The following is a 19266-nucleotide window of genomic DNA, read 5'->3' as shown; positions in this document are numbered from 1 at the left end:
AGAAGATGGCTACCAGCATAAGAGGTAGATCATTTTGAGGATGATTTGATATGTCTAGTGTGCTAAATAACGATGATCTCATCGCTAAAGATATCAAGAATAAAAATCTTAATACCGACTTAAAGTCTGCCGATTTATACCAGTTACTAAAAGAGCGTGAACAGTGCTGGTGGCAAGTCAAAGAACAACTGATTGAACGTCAAGAAAAAAAAGTGTTTTGGTTTGGCGAAAACAGCCTGATCATGTGGCTAGTGTGGCAACTGGTCGGTTATGTGGTCGTAGCCATGGCACTGATGCTGCTCAATAATATGCTAAATATATCGCTAACCTCATGGCAATATATTTCGTTGTTTGTACTACAGAGCATACTCTATATCAGTGCTTTTGCTGCCAAAGGTCGCTTAGAAAATAAACTACAACGCAAAATAGATAAAGATGAGCTCATGAGCGAAGAGATGCTCAACGAGATGGTTATTTTGGCAGAAGACAGCCTTTATCCTGACGTGCATGCCAAAGCACCTATCTCTTTAGCGCAGTTAGATGACTACCTCAAAGGACAGTTTCATTTAGCAAGTTTGCAGTGTTTGCTACAAAAAGAAATCAGCGCAGGACGTCTAATAATGACTCAAACAGCGCTTGAATTAGGCGTACTGCCACCTGATCTTGCTGACGCTGAACTGCATGAACATGCAGATAATATAATATATAAGAGCACGCTATAAAGCGTGCCCTTAATTTTATCTGCTATGACGTCAGCCATATCAGTCATGCCAGTTAGTGGTTGACCGACTAATAGCCATTATCCATGGTAGTTATATGTCCAGTAGCGGTAACGCTAGTAGCTATAGACCACGTTATCTTCTCTTTTGGTTGTTAGACTGGCTAATAATGCTGACTTTAACGCTTCAAGCCTATCGGCAGATAGTGGTTTATCGTTTTGGTCACTGATATAAAACATATCTTCTGCACGCTCACCTAGGGTAGTAATACGCGCCGCATGAACTTCGATTTGCTCCTGCAAAAACATCTGTCCAACTCGAGTCAATAGTCCTGGCTGGTCTAGTGTCTCAAGACTCATGATGTGTTGGTTCGATGCTTCGTTGAATTCAAAGCTAATAACTGTCTCAACCTCAAAATGTCGCAGCTGACGCGGCATACGTTTGTTTGCCAGCTTCAGAACGGTAGGATCTTTAAATGCATCAATCAAGCGCTGTTTGAGCTCCTGCTGACTGTCTTGGTCTACCAACAGTGTGCCACTAGGATCTAGTAATACATAAGAGTCCAATGCAAAATCGCGGGTTGCGGTGATAATACGGGCATCTAATACATCGAGATTCATCTGATCAAAAACAGCCATGGTAACGGCAAACAGATTAATCTGATCTTGGGTATAGACGAAGACCTGTACGGCGTCAAGCGCCAGCTCACGATGCTCACGCAACACCACCAATGGCGGACTATCCGCATTAGAAGCAAGACCAATCGGTGGATGGTTCAAGATAGCTTCAGTGTGCCACAAAATATCCTCTGCAATCTCTCGCAAGAAGTACTCATCGCCCAGATCATCCCATAAACGCAACACTTCATCGCGGTTCATATGCTGATTGTTGACGTTGTCTAGCATCGTTAGCGCTTGTGTGCGTGTGGCGCTAATCATGTCTTGGCGGTTGGTCGGCGCATCGATATCAGCGCGCAAAATGCGCCGAGTCTGTGAGTACAGTTGTTTCATGAGTGTCGCCCGCCAGCTGTTCCACAGCTGTGGATTGGTCGCGTTCATATCTGCCACTGTCAGTACATACAGATGGTTTAGGTGAGTGACGTTGCCAATAAGATCTGAAAAGATGGTCACAACTTCAGGGTCTGAGATGTCTTTTTTCTGGGCGGTGATCGACATTAACAAATGATAGCGAGTCAGCCAACCCACCAAGTTAGCATCTGCCAGACTCATCCCATGCGACAAACAAAACTCAATCGATTCAGTTTGACCAAGCTCACTATGATCGCCGCCGCGACCTTTGGCAATATCATGGAACATCGCCGCGAGTACCAATATCTCTTTGCGTTCGATACGCTGAAAGATCGCACTGACCAGCGGAAAATCCTCAGAGAACATTGGATCGGTAAAGCGATGCAAAATTCGAATCAAAAATAAAGTATGTGCATCTACCGTATAACGATGGAACAAGTCATATTGCATGAGACCTGTGACTTGAGCAAAAGCAGGAATATAGTTGCCTAATACCCCATAACGATTCATGGTACGCAGACGATGGAACAGATAGTTTTGTTCTTTTAAGTTAGATAAGAACAGCGCCTTATGAGCGGGGTTGTCTCGATAAACTTGATCAATACCTCGGGCGGCAATTTTTAGAGCACGTAACGTATGGGTGCGAACCTTGTCGATACCATGCTGACCCATCAATAAAAACATCTCTAGAATAGACTCAGGATGCTGGGCGAAAACGCGATGATGCGCTATAGCGATTTGATTACCAATACGGTTAAATCTAGCATTGATTGGCTGCTTTTTTGGACGTTCATCATCAGGCAGCTGAGGTTCTATGATGGTCTCATAATAATGACTGGTGAGCATCTCAGACAGCGTGGATATCTGCATAGCACAGCGATAATAGTCGCGCATAAAGCGTTCGACGGCAGCATTGGGTTGATCGTCTGGTTGGGTCTCGTAACCCATCAGCTGCGCAATCTCACGCTGATAATCAAACAACAACTTATTTTCGTTGCGACCTGTCAATACATGTAAGTAGTGACGTATCTGCCATAAATAGCCTTCTGCAAAATTAAGCTCATCAAACTCTTTTTCAGTCAAAAAGTTCTGCTGTACCAAATCATAGAGCTTACTTACTCGAAAGTAGCGCTTGGTGACCCAGCCAATAATATGAATATCACGTAGACCGCCGGGCGCTGTTTTGATATTTGGCTCAAGGTTATACTCGGTAGAGTTGTGCTGTAGATAGCGCGCTTTAGTTTCTTCCATTTTTGCGTCAAAAAAAGCGCGAGGAGACCATTGTTTATTCACAATTTGGATCGGCATATCTTGCAACGATTCGTTGCCGATAAGCAGTCGGGCTTCTAGCTGGGCACTAGCGATAGTATGATCAAGCGCGGCTTCTAGAGCATCACTGACACTACGTACAGAAAGCGCAGGCTCTAACCTAATATCCCACAGCAACGCAACTAGCTTATCGATCTTGCTACTGGCATCAGCGTCTATTTCGTCAGGAGATAGTAGCAAAATATCAATATCTGAATATAGAGATAACTCACCGCGTCCATAGCCACCAGTCGCAAAAAACGCCAAATCAGTTTTGTCTAGCTCAAACCACTTGAACAAAGCGACGAGTAAACTATCGATAGCGCAAGCACGTGCACCAACCAACTGACGGATATTGGTGCCACGTTCGAGTTCGCGACTGATATCCTCGTTGACTTGTGCTAACCATTCAGGAATCCCAAGCAGTGGTTTGTCGGTAGCGTTAGCTAGTAGTGGGAGAGGCGTGAGATCAATAGAAGCGCCATCGCAATTAAACATGAGCGTTATCCAATTAAGAGTTTATAAGTCAATCTATCAAGCTAATCTATGAAGTTGGCATGTCTGGTCAATCAACACACTGCTTGCTGGCAAAAGCCATCAATAAAAAGGGTTAGGTCATTAGAGTATAAAGATAAAAACCCTGTCAGCACAATACTCAATATCGCTTAGCTAAAGATGTCCTAACTATAGACCAAAAAATGAGCCAAAAAAAAGACCGCCTAGGCGATCTTTTATTGTCTTACTGTGTCAAAAAGCTTAAATCTTCTTCAGGGCGAGTCGTAAAGACTTCACAGCCATTGTCTGTCACGACCATAGTGTGCTCCCACTGAGCAGATAGCTTACGATCTTTGGTAATGGCGGTCCATTCATCTGGCAAGATTTTAGTCTGCCATGTCCCTTGATTGATCATAGGCTCAATGGTAAAGGTCATACCGGTTTTTAGCTCAAAACCAGTGCCTTTTTTGCCATAATGCATGACCTGCGGCTCATGATGGAACTCATTACTGATACCGTGACCACAGAACTCACGCACGATACTAAAGCGCTCAGGTTCTACCACTGCTTGAATTGCAGCGCCAACATCGCCTAAACGCGCGCCATTTTTGACCACACTCATACCAGCATATAGGGCGTCTTGTGCCACTTTGCAAATACGCTGCGCCATGATAGAGCCGTTACCAACGATCCACATTTTTGAAGTGTCGCCATAATAGCCATCTTTAATAACAGTCACATCAATGTTAATGATGTCACCGTCTTTTAGTAACTTGCTTTCAGTTGGAATACCGTGGCAGACCACGTGATTGACTGAAGTACAAATGGATTTTGGAAATCCATTATAGTTAAGCGGTGCAGGGATAGCCTGCTGTACATTAACAATATAGTCATGAGCGATTTGGTTCAATGCCTCGGTACTGACGCCAACTTTGACGTGCTCATCAAGCATCACCAGAACATCACTAGCGAGTTTGCCAGCCACGCGCATTTTTTCTATGGCATCAGCCGACTGGATAAGGTTTTTTTTAGTCATCATCATCTATCTTATAATTATGGGTTTCATGTGAACTAATTATACCATAAATGGAAGAACGTCAGTTCTAGGTTAAATGATAGTCAACCTATCATTATGATTGATAATAATTGCTTTACAGCCTATAAAAACTGAACATGACCCCGTAGTCACATTAATATATTCATATTCTGATAATTTAGTTGAATCTTACAGAAGATATCAGTAATGTAACTTTGCCTGCTAAAGGGATTAGCAGCAATCTTTATCGCTTTTGTGCGGTACAGATAACTAAAATCAACGATAACAAGGATGTTGTTATGACACTCTCTTCATACGTTCGTGCCGCCATCACACCAAAAGCTTTTTTGCCAATACTGGGTTCAATCGGTACTGGTGTCTTATTAATGACACTACAAACCACATCAGCCCAAGCAGCAGGTCAGTACTATAATTGTGCCAATGCCAATGGTTGTAAGCTGGTTGACAGTAGGTACTTCACATCTAGCTATACCAAAACCAAATACCCAGTCGTTATGGCTCATGGACTTGGCGGGTTCACCCAGTTATTTGGGGTTATCGATTACTTCAACGGCATCCCTACAGAGTTGATGAAGGGTGGCTCAGAGGTATATACCACCAAGACGTCAGCCGTCAATAACAGTGAGATTCGCGGAGAGCAGCTGCTACAACAAGTCAAAACTATCGCCGCTATTTCAGGCGATCCTAAAGTCAATTTGTTTGGGCATAGTCAAGGCGGTATAGATATTCGTTATGTCGCTGGCGTCGCACCAAAGTACGTCGCATCAGTTACAGCAGTGTCGAGCCCAGAGCAAGGATCAAAAACAGCCGATTTTGTCAAAAACGTCCTCGAACCAAATAACAATACTGGTACGCCATCGAACATCACCACAGAGTTAGTATCAGGCGTCTTTAATTTGATTGGTGGTTTTGCAGATGTTGGTTCAGGTATCAGTTTTAAAGAGATACAAGAGCAAGATGGCTGGCAAGCACTCATGGCGTTATCAACTGACGGTGCTGCACGCTTTAATGCCAAATTCCCTGCAGCCATGCCAAGAAACTATTGTGGTCAGCCTACCAGTACTGCGGTCAATGGGATCAAATACTACTCATTTAGCGGTGTTGGACAAATCACAAGCGTACTTGATCCTAGCGATTATCTATTGGCCGCGACAGGTGTACCGTTTGCAGGTGAGTCTAATGATGGGTTGGTATCTGCCTGTTCGAGTCGTCTTGGTTATGTGATTCGTGATAATTATAGAATGAACCATTTGGATTCAGCTGATCAGGTGCTAGGTCTGACAGCATGGGGTGATTCTGAACCAAAATCTATCTACCGTACTCAGGTCAATCGTCTCAAAAACGCTAACCTTTAAGAGCGTAAGGTTTTAAAACGCAGGATTTTAAAAACGCAAGATTTTAAAAACATAAGCCCTAAAGCTGACTAGTAAAAAGAACCCTCATTTATGTCGAATAATCGCCGCCCAGCCTATTTACCCATCGCTATAATCGCCGCGGTCATCATAGCGCTAACTGCGGTGGTGATTATGTGGTTCAAGCCTGATAATAACCAGACAAGCTCAGCTCAAACGATGGCATCTGTTGATGATAGTGAATATAACGAGTCAATCTCAACTGAGTTGGCTACTGGACAAGTTATGGAAGCAACACTCCCCCAAAACCAGTCTGCATTTGTCACTGGATTAGAGCGTCTGCCACGATCACTAAAGGGCACACAAATCGATGGCGAAATCATCATTGATGAAAACAAGAAATTGGTCGTTACAGAAGGGCTGCGGCGTTTATTCGATTATTTTTTATCCGCACTTGGTGAGGAGGACGAAACAGTTATCATCGCACGTGTTGAGAGTTATATCCGTCACCACACGCCAGAACCTGCTGCCAGCCAAGCAGTTGCTATATTTAACAAGTATGTCGCGTATCTAAAGGCACTGCCAGAGATAGAAAAGCGTTACGGTAATCTACAGCTACAAGCGACCAAAAGTGGCGAGCTGGACTTGAATGCAGTCGCTCAACAACAGCAAGACGTGGCCAGCTTACGTCAGCAATATTTTGACAAAGCGACCATTACGGCGTTCTTCGGTGCTGCAGATGATTATGATGACTATAGTGTAGAAATGGTCAGAATCAATCAAAACCAGCAAATGAGCGACGCTCAAAAGCAAGCCGCTAGGCAAGACTATGTCAGTCGCTTGCCCGATAATGCCACCAAAACCAATATCCAGCAGCAAGCCAATCTTGGTGAGCTGATGGCTCGTACCGAACAAATGAAAGCGCGCGGTGCAACACCCGAAGCCTTATACGATATGCGTCGAGAGCTCGTCGGCGCACCAGCGGCAGAGAGACTGGCACAAGTTGATCTAGAAGACGCCAACTTTGACCAGCGTTTCAACCAGTATGAGACGCAAAAACAGCGCTTATTAAGTCAAAGTGCAGATCAAAGCCAAGCAAAAATTCAGATAGAACAACTTGAGCAGCAGTTGTTTGACGATGCTGAACGCAAGCGTTTATCAGGGTATGCTGCCTTGCAAGAAATGAAGGCGCAGTAAGCTTATTTCATTAACATTAATTAACTTACAGCAATGTAAGAGATGGGTATGCTAAAAGTGTGAATAAGCTACGGTCTCTGGGAGAAGTACGGCCCAATATCTGTAGTTTAATACAATGATAGTTATACTTCACTTGAACCAACCATAACGGTATATTAAAACTATTTAGGAGCTCATATGAAAAACATGACCAAAGCATTGATGACAGGTATTGTAATGGTAACGGTACTCGTCGGTTGCCAATCTATGTCGAGCATGACAGCACCTGCTACTGACCAGCCAGAGATTACCGGTACAGATGTGATCTAAAATGATAACTGATATGCTGACTAAACCCTCTTTAGATGTTTCATTTGAGGCAGTAGGGAATGACAGCAATCACTAGTATCTAACAACAATATATGAAACACCTCACTATATAGTGGGGTGTTTTTGTATAAACACTCATCGAGCAAATCTGCTTTATCACTTGTTAGAATAGCATCCAGACGACTATAGGATTTAATCCATGAGTTTTAAATATAACACCCAGTTTATAATGACAGCCGATAATGAGTCAGGATAAACGTAGTTATTCTTTAATACAGGAAATAACACAATCAATCATAATAAAACTAAAATTTTGGCTAAGCTTATTGGGGCTTATAACAAGAGTTTTCGGTTCAATATGTAAGGAGAAGAAATGAATAACCTGATGAAAGTAATGATAGTCGCTACTTTTGCCACTGGGGCGCTTGCTGCTGGTTGCCAGACAACTGCTAATCTGCCTGCGCCAAGCAGTCAGGCAGTTACCAACGATGCCTTACAAGCTTACGCTTGGCAGCTGGTTGACGCCAAAGAGAGCAATGGTGAGCAAGTATCGCAACTGTTCTTTGATCCAGCAAAACCTCTGACCTTAAGTTTTATGAACGATGAGGGCAGAGACTACGTAGCATTCATGAATACCTGCAACAATATGAGTGCAGGCTATAGCGTTATAAACGGTGATGTGCAGCTCAAAAACGGTATCAGCACTTTGATGGCGTGTCCTGAGCCGCAAGCCAGCTTTGATACCGCGGCATTAGCCACAGTACAAGGTAAGTATAGCCTCAGTAAAAATGCCAACAATGTGCCTATTTTGACTATTAAAAATGATGATCAAGTAGCTCACTTCAAAGCGGTCTCAAAATAGGCCTGCCATTTGTTGAGATGAGCACGTATTAAGCGTAAACAGACCAATAGACAAACAGACGAGTTAAACTTCGTAGAGCCCCACTAACTAGTGGGGCTTTTTTTATCCAAAGTTTGAGCCAGTTTAGGCTACACTAGAGTAATGCTCCTGCAATAAACTTAATTTTTAAAAAAGCAGCTACGGATTTAAATATCAGAGCAGTGATGCTTAATTTTAGCTATTTACCGTGCTTTTTCCCTCAGACGTTATTGGATACTACATTATGCTCAAAATCCACATGTCAGAACTCAAGTTGCCAAAAGTGACAGTGAGAGGTGTCACTACGCTCGCTATCGTTGCGGCGCTGACAGGCTGTCAGACATTGCCTGATATTCAAACCAAAAAACCGATCAGTACCGTCGACAGCAATCCGCTGACTGCGCGTATGCCTACCATTGATCGTCAAGGGTATATTGCTTACGTAGAGGAGCAAGGGCTTGGAGCGGCTAAAGTATCGACACTCTATAGTATCCGTCCTGATGGTAGTGATCGTCAGCTCATTGATCAGTTGCGCGGCTATATCTATGCACCAGCATGGTCAGCCGATGGGCAATTACTTGCTTATAGCAAACAAGCTGCACGTGAACATCCCAAGATCTATATATATGATCGTCGTAGCAAGACGCGCAATCTAGTCGTCAATGCTGAAGGCAGTAACATGTCAGCGTCATTCTCACCGGATGGTCAGCATTTACTCTACAGCTCGACCGTCGGCGGCAATGCTGATATCTATGAGATGCAACTGAGCGATGGCAAGACGCGTCAGCTAACAACCTTGCCGAGTACTGAGGTTCAGCCAAGTTATGCAGCAGATGGCAAGAGCTTTGTATATACCAGTGATAAAGTCCGGGCTGGACGCCCACGTATCTATCGCTACAACTTTGCAACCAGTAGTGCCACGCCTGTACCGACCAGCGGTTATGTCGCCAGTCCACAGCTCAGCTCAGACGGTCAACGGATGGCTTACCTTAATGGCCGTAAAGCCGCTGTTATGACGCTGACAACTGGACAAGTATCCAATCTGGCAGAAACTGGACTTGATGAACCTGCTCGTCTGTCTCCTTCTGGAAACTATGCGGTTTATCCTACACGCTACTCAAAAATCAGTGGGCAAATCGGCGGTAAGAATGGGGGAGATCTGGTGATTCATTCGCTCTCAGGGAATACAAGCTACGCCATTAATAGTCAAGATGGTGGCGTCGTGCGCTCACCGATATGGGGACGTTAGTAACAATTCCTATATATTATGTAATGAAATGTATATATAATTATGAATAAGAAAATATAAGTTGATTCTGAAGGGTTTAAACAAATAGCGTCAGGTCGGTTAAGCGTTATCCGCATCGTACTAAGCGCTGCACTGAACGATTAGCGTATCAGACTAGGTGGGTAAAGGGAGAGCAGGTGTCATGCAAGAAGCGTTTTTAGTATTTGTTACTAAGATCAGTTTGTATCCCACGATTATTTTTACTGGGCTTGTGATGTTTGTCACCTTGTATTGGGTTGTGTCTTTGCTTGGCATGGCAGATATGGACACTGTCGATCTGGTTGATGTAAGTGGTGAGTCAGGCAGCGATACTGATATCGCCAACTTGTCATCGACTGGTTTTTTCACAGGTCTCATGCTCAAATTTGGTCTTTATGGTGTTCCGTTGATCATCATACTCAGTCTCGTTAGCTTGATAGGGTGGCTACTCAGCTACTTATATACCAGCTTTTTACATCAGTATCTTGATTCGGGTGCGCTGTATTATTTATTCGGTACAGGGGCACTTGTCTTTGTCTTGGTTGTATCGATGTGGTTGACAGGCATTATTATTTCCCCTATCCGCAAAAATATAGCCAAAATTCCCAAACGTAATTCGTCTAGTAACGTGGGTAGAGTCGCTGTAGTGCGTACGCTCAGTGTGACGGACAAACATGGCGAGGCGACACTCAATGATGGCGGTGCTGGACTGATACTCAAGATTCGATCAGACATGAACGACCATCAACTAAAACAAGGCGATAAAGTCGTGCTGGTAGAGTATTTAGATAGCACCAACACCTACCGAGTGACTCCTGTTGAAGACAAATAAAGCTCATCAATGATATTGCTCAGTGGATGATGGCTCAATAACATAAAAAATAAGTATTTAGTAAATATAGCAAGAGTTTTAAATTCGCTTGGAATGTTTTAATTAAAGGAATGAATATGGACATACTCATTATCGTCGGCGTGGTTGTGGTGCTGGCGTTTGTTTTTATGATGGTCGCACTTTTGATGCTCAAAGCCTTTTACTTCAAGGTTGAGCAGGGCAAAGCACTCATTATCAACGGTGTGAGTAAAATAGCCGTACGCTTTGATGGCGGCTTTGTGTGGCCAGTAATCAACAAAAAAGAGCTGATGAGAATCTCGCTCATCACGCTAGAGGTTGATAGACGTGGTAAAGAAGGTTTGATTTGTGCGGATAATATGCGTGCTGATATCACAGTCGCATTCTATCTACGTGTCAATGAAACCGAAGAGGATGTACTCAAAGTCGCCAAGTCCGTCGGTGTTGAGAGAGCCTCCGATAAAGTCGCGGTCAATGAGCTGTTTAACGCTAAGTTTTCAGAAGCACTAAAAACCGTCGGTAAGCAGATTGATTTTGTCAAACTGTTCGAAAACCGCAGCGAGTTCCGCGACAGTATTGTCCAAGAAATCGGTAACGATCTCAATGGTTATGTCCTAGAGGATGTGGCGATTGATTATCTGGAACAAACACCAAAAGTATCACTAGACTCAAGCAACATCCTAGATGCTGAAGGTATCAAGAAGATCACTCAGCTAACAGCGTTCCAAAACGTCATTACCAATGAGCTTGAGCGTGACGAAGAGCTGGCCGTTAAGAAAAAGAATGTCGAAACCCGAGAAGCGATGCTAGAGTTGGAGCGTCAACAAGCCGATGCCGAAGCCAAGCAAAAGCGTGAAATCTCATCAGTGATTGCCCGTGAAACGGCCGAAACTCGCAAGATTGAAGAAGAAGAGCGCAAAAAATCAGAAACTGCCATCATTATGGTGGAGCAAGATTTGGCGATTCAGCGTGAAAATCAGCAACGTGAAATCGAAGTGGCGGGTCAAAATCGCCTGCGTGCCGTAGTCATTGAAGAAGAAAAAGTCACGCGTGCTCGCGATTTAGAAATTGTCTCGCGTGAGCGCGAAGTAGACTTGCAGCGTATCGAAGCCGAGCGCGCGATTGAGCTTGAGAAAAAAGAAATCGCCAACGTCATTCGTGAGCGCATCGCGGTGGACAAAACTGTGGCGCAAGAAGAAGAGCGTATCAAAGAAGTTCGCGAAGTCAGCGAAGCGGATCGCTCTAAGCAAACGCGCGTACTGGCTGCCGAAGCAGATGCTGAAGAGCTCAAAGTGCGTCAGGTGAAAAAAGCCGAAGCAGAAGAGCTGTCTGCCAAGCATAAAGCTGTCGAAATTACCACGCTTGCCAATGCAAATCTGGAAGCCTCTGCAAAAGATGCGGACGCCAAAATCAAGATGGCAGAAGGTATCAAAGCAGAAGAGTCAGCGCATGGCTTTGCTGAAGCGGCGATTCAAGAAGCCAAATCAGTGTCGCTTGAAAAAGAAGGCATTGCAAGAGCCAATGTTATCAAAGCGACGGGACAGGCTCAGGCTCAAACAGACCGCGAAAAAGGCATGGCTGAAGCCGAAGTTATCGCGGCTCGCGGTGCCTCTAAAGCAAAAGCGGAGCGTGACATCGGTATGGTCGATGCAGAGATTGTTGCTGCTCGCGGTGAATCTAATGCTAAAGCCGAGCGTGATGTCGGCATGGCCAATGCTGAGGTTATCGCTGCTCGCGGCGAGTCAAATGCCAAGGCAGAACGTGACGTTGGACTGGCAAAAGCCGAAGTCACTCGCGCGCACTTCCAAGCCGAAGCAGATGGTCTGGTAGAGAAATTCAATGCCATGGGTAGCATGAGTAAGGAAGCGCGTGAGCACGAAGAGTTCCGCATGGGTCTTGAGACCGCGCTACAAGAAGCGATGGCATCAATTGATGCAGGTAAAGAGATTGCCAAAGAAAACGCCGAAGTATTGGCAGTGGCGCTCCAAAAAGCCAAAATCGATATCGTTGGCGGTGAAGCGCACTTCTTTGACAACTTTGCCAAATCATTGTCGATCGGTAAAGCCATTGATGGTTTAGCGGGTAAGTCAGACACGTTAAGCGGTATTATCAATGGGGTCATGGCCAACCAAGCGATGAAAGCCAATCAGTCAAATGATGACAAAACTGCTTAAACGATGTGCGATTGGTATGAATATTAGTCGTTATAAACGCTCTGTTATCTAGATAGCAGAGCGCTTTAACCAACTCATTTTCAACGCTTACGCTGAAAATGAGTTGGCTAATCTAAACAAACCCATATTGACCGTTCTTTTAGATTAGCCACGTGCTTCTTTACTTTTAATACTGTTTTATCTCAAATAGCTTCTTATTTCCTGATTGCCAGACAATTCTCTTATTATGTAAAAACAGAAACGGACGAGCAACGATGGCGGACACGCAATACCCAACCAATTCAGATAGTAAAAGCGATCCTAATGCGAATCAAGCAACCCAAACCGATCAGGCAGTAGCCTCTGGTAATGCGTATGAGCTCATCAAAAAACGCTTAACAGAGCAGGGCAGTCGTCTAGAGCAACAAACCGCCAAATTAAATGCTGCGCGTCTGACAGAGTTCGGCAGCACCCAAATGCAGGTCATTGCCCGCACGCGTATCCGTACCGAACACAACTGTGTAGCGCAGGATATGGTGCAAGTCGGCGATTATTTGCTATTTGGCTATAACGTGTTTATGGGGCTAAAGCGCGCCAGTAATATTAAAGATGTGCTGTCGCTATATCGCTTGATAGATCCTGCCAACAAAGGCAATAGCGATGAGAGTCCGCAGAGCCGTAGTGGTGATAGTGCGGAGCAGGAGTATCAGCTCGAAGAGGTCGATTTAACAGGGACGTTTTTAGATCAAGATGCCTTTGTCCAAGACTTCAATGAACTCTATCGTTATTACAAGCAAACACGCCTGATTCAACTGACTGTTAAAGACAGCAAGTTGCTATTGGCGTTTCAGATCGGTGAGCGTATCACCGATATTCGAGTGTTTCGTTTTGCGTTAGACTTTAGCCAAGGCACACCAGAGGCTGCCCAAGTCGCCTACGTGGACAATCGCGGCGAGCGTGATATTGAGTTGCCGCCTGCCTATGACTTTGATTGGATCGAGACCACGCGCGATCAGATGGTCAATGGTAAGTATCCACACATGAATATCTTGGACACGATATTTGTGGAAACGGTCGGCGGTGATTTGACCATCAAGATTGAAGACAATACGCAGTCAGGGCAGGGCATCTATAGCGAGCCCGTCAATGATCGCACCCAGTCGCTGACCGATGCTGAGATTGCCTATGCCAAAGTCGGTAGCTTAATTCTCCTCAAAATATTGCCTTATCGTGAGGACAGTTATCGTTATTTTGTTTATAACACCTTAACCGAAGCGGTGCTGCGTTTGGATGCGATTGGTCAGTCCTGCGTACAGTTGCCCGAAGATCACGGCATTATATTTCCGGGTGGCTATTATCTACAGACGGGCGAGTATAAGCTGTTCGATGCCAACAGTGTCGGTGCCAAAAATTTAAAGTTTAAGCGCAAAATTATCTCGACGAATGGCGAAGATGTTCTATTCTTATTTTACGATAGAGAGCTGGGTATCACGGGGCTGTTTCCTTATAACCTGATCAAAAAACAACTGGCGAATCCGATCTATTGCAATGGTATGGCGTTGGCAGACAATGGCCGTTTGGTGCTGTTTAGTGACCAAAGTGAGCCGTCGCGCATTCATCCGATGCAGATATGGCACACCCCTTATGCCTCGCCTGAATATGTGAGCGAGTTGCCTGAAAGCACCAGCTTCTACGGTAAAATCGGTAACAAAGAGCTGGTGCGCGGCATCTCTGACCTTTATAGCATTACGCGTCTTATTGACAATCAAAGCGTGTCACAAAAGCTCTATGAAGAGTTGTCGGACAATACCAGTCGGCTCTTTGATAGCTACTACTGGCTGTCTGAGCCTGAGCTGAGCGACGTCGCTAGTAGTATTAAAGAAGTAACAGCGACCGCTGAGCTGGTCATTGATGAGTTTGCCAAAGTCCAAAGTATCCAAAAACAAACTCAAACCGCGCTTGCCGATGCCGAATCTCAGCAAAATGAGATTTTGCGGCAGATACGGGTCACGACGTTTGAGTCTGCAAGCGACTATGTCGATCAGCTATCGGCATTAAGACGACAAAAGGGTCGCTTGGTTAGCCTAGAGGATTTGCGTTATTTAGACAGCGATAAATTAGAAGCACTGCAAGCGCAGCTAGAAGAAGCGGAAAGCAATCTTGCCGAAAAAACCGTACTGTTTTTAAGCGGTGACAAAGCGCTATCAAGCTACGAAGGGATATTGGTCGATGTCAGTGAGCGCTTAAACACGGCGGAGACCAATGCCGAGCTAAAGCCAGTTCTCGATAAAATTGACGAGACCGCGCAAGGGTTAGACTTGTTGACCGAGCTGCTCGGCACGTTGGATGTTGCCGACGCCACGGTACGCACGCAAATCATCGATGACATCTCGACCATTTATGCCAGTCTGAATCAAAGTAAAGCCAAGCTCAATCATAAACGTAAAAACTTAGGATCGGCTGAAGCGGTCGCGCAATTTGGCGCGCAGTTTAAGCTGTTCGGTCAATCGATTGCCAATGCTTTATCGATTGCTAATACCCCTGAGAAATCAGATGAGCAAATGGCAAAGCTGCTCGTGCAGTTAGAGGAATTAGAAAGCCAGTTCGCCGATCCAGAGACCAATAGCGGCGATCAGTTTTTAGCCGATATCATCAGTAAACGTGAAGAGATTTACGAGACCTTTGAAAACCATAAGCAGCAACTGCTCGATGCCCGCAATCGCAAAGCACAAAACCTAGGCGATGGGGCGCTGCGGATGCTTGAGAGTATCAAAAAACGTACGCAAAGCACAGGCGTCACGGGCTTTACCGAAGAAGAAGCGCTCAATACGTACTTTGCCTCCGATGGTCTGGTACAAAAAGTCCGTAACATCGCAAAAGAGCTACAAGCGATGGGCTTTAGCGTCAAAGCCGATGACATTGATGCGCGCCTAAAAGCCATTCAAATCGAAAGCTATAAGAGTCTAAAAGACAAATCGGACTTGTTTGAAGATGGCGGTCAAATCATTAAGCTGGGTAAGCATCGCTTTTCGGTTAACACCCAACCATTGGATTTAACCTTACTCAGTCGTCAGCAGTCAGATGGCACGCGTGTGCTTAATTTGCATCTGACGGGGACCGACTATTACGAAGCGCTTAATAACACTGAGCTGAATGCCTTGCGTCCGTATTGGGAGATGAATATTGCCTCCGAGTCCGACAAGGTATACCGCGCCGAGTACTTGGCGTATAGCATCATCGAGAGCGCTAAAAATAGCCAAGACGGCCTAACCGAGACCTGTCTCTACCAAGCATATGACGAAACCGTCATTACTTTGGACGTCAACGGTGATATCGATAATGACAGTCCGCTGGCAAAGCTGGTCAAAGCCTACGCGACTCCGCGTTATCAGCTCGGTTATGACAAGGGCATTCATGACCATGATGCCACGCTGCTGTTGATGCAAATACTGCCGACGTTACGTGAGGCCGGGCTACTTATTTATACCCCACAAGTCCGCGCACTGGCGCAATTATTTTATTGGCAATTAAGTATCGTACAAGCGCTGGGTTTAGATAGCCTACGTCAATTTGGATATGACGATTGGCTGAACGAGTCAGTACTGACACGCGCAAATAACTGGACGGATAGAGCGGCTACCGCTGAGCAGTTGCGCCGTGCACTCGGTAGTGATACTGCCAAATCCTTACTGGTCGAGGATATGAGTCAAGTGATGCACCGTTTTGTCGCGGCCTATCGTGACGAACGTATTGGCAATAGTAATAGTGCTAAGCAGCCGTCAGATGCCGCATTGGAGTCAGAGTCATATTCAACTATCAGCGACATTCATAACACTAATGTTTTTAAGCCAAGCTATGTGCAGCTGGCGAGTGAGTATTTGGTCAGCGTCATGGGGCAGTCAGCGGAGCCAAATGCCGCCGCATATAACACAATGAACTGGCAGACCAGTAGGCAGGCCGAGCAGTTGTGCGAGCAGCTTAGCCAAACGCTGAGTAGCTCACCCGTCAGCCCGCAAAATAATGCCAGTTTTGCGCAGTTACAGTCCTCAATCGGTAAGCTCGGCTTCCAACCTAAGTCAGCCTATGAGCTATTAGCCACATGGTTTCATGCCTTACTTGATAAAACCTATGGTGGTACTGAGTCGGCTAACGCAACAGCTGATGGCACGGATGAGGCAGGCGAGACACTCAGTGAAGTGCAGCTTGCTGAACATCAAGAAAAAGAGGCACTACGCAAACAGCAACTAGAGAGTGGTCGTCATTATGTGCCAGAAGCCATTGCTGTACTACTCACTCAACTAAATGATGCGCAGCGTGAAGCCTTGGTGCAACGATTGATTGATTCAGGCGCGAGTTTTGATAAAGGCGGCGCAAATAAAGGCACAGCTAATGCCGCTTCCACCTTATCGTTCTCCTTACCTTCAACGTCATCATCAACGTCGCTGACCAGTATCAATAATCCGCTCAATCAAGTGCAAAGCTTTGCGCGTCACACGGGTAAGGTGTCACTTGAAATACAAGTGAATAATCTACTGGGTGAGCATACACGTATTCATCAGCAAACCCTAACCTTTGCCGTTGATGACTTTTTAAACCGTTTGCATCACCATGATACCCAAGTGATTCCTGACTATCGACGCTATCTGGCGATGCGCTCAGAGATATTGCACACGTCAAAAGAAACCTTGCGACTGGACGAGTTTATGCCGCGTCCCTTGTCCTCATTCGTGCGTAACCGTCTGATTAACGAGAGCTACCTGCCACTCATCGGCGATAACCTTGCCAAGCAGATGGGCACGGTGGGCGAGGATAAGCGGACTGACTTGATGGGTATACTCATGATGATATCGCCACCAGGGTATGGTAAGACGACCTTGATGGAGTATGTGGCCAATCGTCTCGGCCTTATTTTTATGAAGATTAACTGTCCGTCACTCGGCCATGATGTGACCTCATTAGACCCCGAAAAAGCCCCCAATGCCACGGCAAGAGAAGAGCTGAATAAAATCAACTTAGCCTTTGAGATGGGCAATAATGTCATGCTGTATCTCGATGATATTCAGCATACGCACGCGGAGTTTTTGCAAAAGTTTATCTCACTCGGCGATGGCACGCGCCGTATCGATGGCGTCTGGCAAGGCAAGACCAAAACTTATGACATGCGCGGCAAAAAGTTCTGTGTGGTCATGGCGGGTAACCCGTATACCGAAAGTGGCGAGGCCTTTAAAGTACCTGATATGCTTGCCAACCGTGCCGATATCTACAATTTAGGCGACATCATGAGCGGCATGGAAGACATCTTTGCCCTCAGTTATATCGAAAACTCCCTGACCTCTAATAGTGTCCTCGCACCACTAGCAAACCGCGATTTAAGCGATGTGCATCGCCTGATTAAAATGGCTAAAACGGACAATGCCAACCTTGCCCAAGCGCAAAGTAGCGATCTAACTTATCCGTATAGCACCTCAGAGATCAACGAGATCATTGCGATCTTGCGTCATATGTTTCGAGTGCAAGCAGTCATTCTGGACGTCAATCAAGCCTACATTGCCTCCGCTTCGCAAGATGATAAATATCGCGTTGAGCCGATATTTAAGCTGCAAGGCAGCTATCGTAATATGAATAAGATGACCGAAAAGCTGTCGGCGGTCATGAATGAAAATGAGCTAAACCAGCTAATCGATGATCACTATTTGGGCGAGTCGCAGCTACTCACCCAAGGCGCAGAGAGCAATCTACTGAAGCTTGGTGAGATGCGCGGCGTGCTGACAGAGGATGAAAAGGCACGCTGGGCGCAAATCAAAGCCGACTTTTTGCGCAACAAAGCCATGGGCGGCGAGGATGGCGATATCGGCGCACGTATCGTCGCGCAGCTTGTCGATCTTGCTAGCGGCTTTAACGCTATCAGTAGCCAGTTCGATACTTACCTCAGTCAAAACGACCCTGAGCAACTGGCGCGTTTAAACGAGTCAGCAGAGCAAGCCAAACGAGACGCGCAGCTTGAATCACAAAAACGGCTCGCCGATAGCGTTATCACAGGTTTTGTAGATAACGCCAAAGTCGTCAGCGAGAGCATCGATAGTGGCTTTGAGAAGAGCATCAATCAGCTCACGCAAATCTATAAGCACGACCACAATGCTGAAAAGACAGAAAGCGAGTACCTCAAGCAAAATCACGACATGCAAAAAGCGCTAATGGCGCAACTGGTCAGCGCGGTTGAACAGCTGGCGCAGCAAATGGCTCAAAGTCTATCGACTAGTACTGACGATCAAGCTTTGAGCAGTGATCTCACTAAGCAAACTGCGCTGATGGCCAATGCGCTCAAGCAAGCATTAGAGCCATTGACCACGCGCATGGACGAGAAAATCGCTCTCGATACCAGCACGGATCAAACGGGCAAACTTATCGTCAATAGCCTAAACCGTCTTAATAAAATCTTTGATAATTATGAGTAGTTAACTCATTAAAAAAGTGAGGTAGGGTGGTGTTAGGCTTGTCGAATTCTCGTAGAGAATGCAGACAAGACGTAACCCACCGTTTTTATATATTCTGCAACGAAAAATTCTATTTAAAAGTTTGTGGCGCGTAGGGTGCGCCCCGCGCACCATGAACAAAAACTAGCTTATAAATTTATTCATAATTATCGTTAAA

General features: G+C 45.5%; 11 protein-coding genes. 9 read left to right on the top strand and 2 right to left on the bottom strand.

All coding sequences use genetic code 11. The annotated features are described in order from the left end of the window. Nucleotides 1-50: 50 nt before the first annotated feature. Entirely contained in the window at nt 51-722 is a 672-nt protein-coding gene (locus NJD71_RS09685; RefSeq protein WP_319051764.1) for a hypothetical protein, read from the top strand. Nucleotides 723-835: 113 nt separating this feature from the next. On the opposite strand, the gene glnD is transcribed toward NJD71_RS09685, so the two are convergent. Together glnD and map are read right to left on the bottom strand one after the other, a co-directional pair. Further along, nucleotides 836-3553 carry a [protein-PII] uridylyltransferase gene (glnD, locus tag NJD71_RS09680; protein WP_319051763.1) on the bottom strand — a complete coding sequence of 906 codons (2718 nt, stop codon included), beginning with the start codon at nt 3551-3553 and terminating at the stop codon, nt 836-838. A gap of 241 nt (nt 3554-3794) precedes the next feature. Then, nucleotides 3795-4586 carry a type I methionyl aminopeptidase gene (gene map, locus NJD71_RS09675; protein ID WP_442967669.1) on the bottom strand — a complete coding sequence of 264 codons (792 nt, stop codon included), beginning with the start codon at nt 4584-4586 and terminating at the stop codon, nt 3795-3797. A 299-nt stretch (nt 4587-4885) separates the two neighbouring features. On the opposite strand from map, the gene NJD71_RS09670 reads away from it, so the two are divergent. The 8 genes from NJD71_RS09670 (at nt 4886) to NJD71_RS09635 (ending at nt 19070) form a co-directional block, all read left to right on the top strand. Next, nucleotides 4886-5962, top strand: a complete 1077-nt coding sequence (locus NJD71_RS09670) for an esterase/lipase family protein (protein ID WP_319051761.1) — start codon at nt 4886-4888, stop codon at nt 5960-5962. 90 nt (nt 5963-6052) lie between these two features. Continuing rightward, nucleotides 6053-7156, top strand: coding sequence for a lipase secretion chaperone (locus NJD71_RS09665; RefSeq protein ID WP_319051760.1), 1104 nt, complete (start codon nt 6053-6055; stop codon nt 7154-7156). 177 nt (nt 7157-7333) lie between these two features. Next, nucleotides 7334-7465, top strand: a complete 132-nt coding sequence (locus tag NJD71_RS09660; protein ID WP_319051759.1) for a hypothetical protein — start codon at nt 7334-7336, stop codon at nt 7463-7465. A gap of 373 nt (nt 7466-7838) precedes the next feature. Further along, nucleotides 7839-8327, top strand: a complete 489-nt coding sequence (locus NJD71_RS09655; RefSeq protein ID WP_319051758.1) for an META domain-containing protein — start codon at nt 7839-7841, stop codon at nt 8325-8327. A 277-nt stretch (nt 8328-8604) separates the two neighbouring features. Beyond that, nucleotides 8605-9594 (top strand): Xaa-Pro aminopeptidase, encoded by a 990-nt coding sequence (locus tag NJD71_RS09650; protein ID WP_319051757.1) that lies wholly within the window; start codon nt 8605-8607, stop codon nt 9592-9594. Nucleotides 9595-9775: 181 nt separating this feature from the next. After that, nucleotides 9776-10444: an OB-fold-containig protein gene (locus tag NJD71_RS09645; protein ID WP_319051756.1), complete on the top strand. Its 669-nt coding sequence runs from the start codon at nt 9776-9778 to the stop codon at nt 10442-10444. Between the two features lie 116 nt (nt 10445-10560). Further along, a complete protein-coding gene (locus NJD71_RS09640; protein WP_319051755.1) occupies nt 10561-12636 on the top strand; it encodes a hypothetical protein in 2076 nt (691 codons plus the stop codon). A 254-nt stretch (nt 12637-12890) separates the two neighbouring features. After that, a complete protein-coding gene (locus NJD71_RS09635) occupies nt 12891-19070 on the top strand; it encodes a DNA repair ATPase (RefSeq protein ID WP_319051754.1) in 6180 nt (2059 codons plus the stop codon). Nucleotides 19071-19266: the final 196 nt, after the last annotated feature.

Origin of the sequence: Psychrobacter sp. PP-21, assembly GCF_033790785.1 — a bacterium.
Classification (GTDB): domain Bacteria; phylum Pseudomonadota; class Gammaproteobacteria; order Pseudomonadales; family Moraxellaceae; genus Psychrobacter.
This window is presented reverse-complemented; position numbering and strand designations above follow the sequence as displayed.

Coding starts and splice junctions, on each gene's coding strand:
- NJD71_RS09685 (WP_319051764.1), top strand. CDS start 51: ATGTCTAGTGTGCTAAATAACGATGATCTCATCGCTAAAGATATCAAG.
- glnD (WP_319051763.1), bottom strand. CDS start 3,553: ATGTTTAATTGCGATGGCGCTTCTATTGATCTCACGCCTCTCCCACTA.
- map (WP_442967669.1), bottom strand. CDS start 4,586: ATGACTAAAAAAAACCTTATCCAGTCGGCTGATGCCATAGAAAAAATG.
- NJD71_RS09670 (WP_319051761.1), top strand. CDS start 4,886: ATGACACTCTCTTCATACGTTCGTGCCGCCATCACACCAAAAGCTTTT.
- NJD71_RS09665 (WP_319051760.1), top strand. CDS start 6,053: ATGTCGAATAATCGCCGCCCAGCCTATTTACCCATCGCTATAATCGCC.
- NJD71_RS09660 (WP_319051759.1), top strand. CDS start 7,334: ATGAAAAACATGACCAAAGCATTGATGACAGGTATTGTAATGGTAACG.
- NJD71_RS09655 (WP_319051758.1), top strand. CDS start 7,839: ATGAATAACCTGATGAAAGTAATGATAGTCGCTACTTTTGCCACTGGG.
- NJD71_RS09650 (WP_319051757.1), top strand. CDS start 8,605: ATGTCAGAACTCAAGTTGCCAAAAGTGACAGTGAGAGGTGTCACTACG.
- NJD71_RS09645 (WP_319051756.1), top strand. CDS start 9,776: ATGCAAGAAGCGTTTTTAGTATTTGTTACTAAGATCAGTTTGTATCCC.
- NJD71_RS09640 (WP_319051755.1), top strand. CDS start 10,561: ATGGACATACTCATTATCGTCGGCGTGGTTGTGGTGCTGGCGTTTGTT.
- NJD71_RS09635 (WP_319051754.1), top strand. CDS start 12,891: ATGGCGGACACGCAATACCCAACCAATTCAGATAGTAAAAGCGATCCT.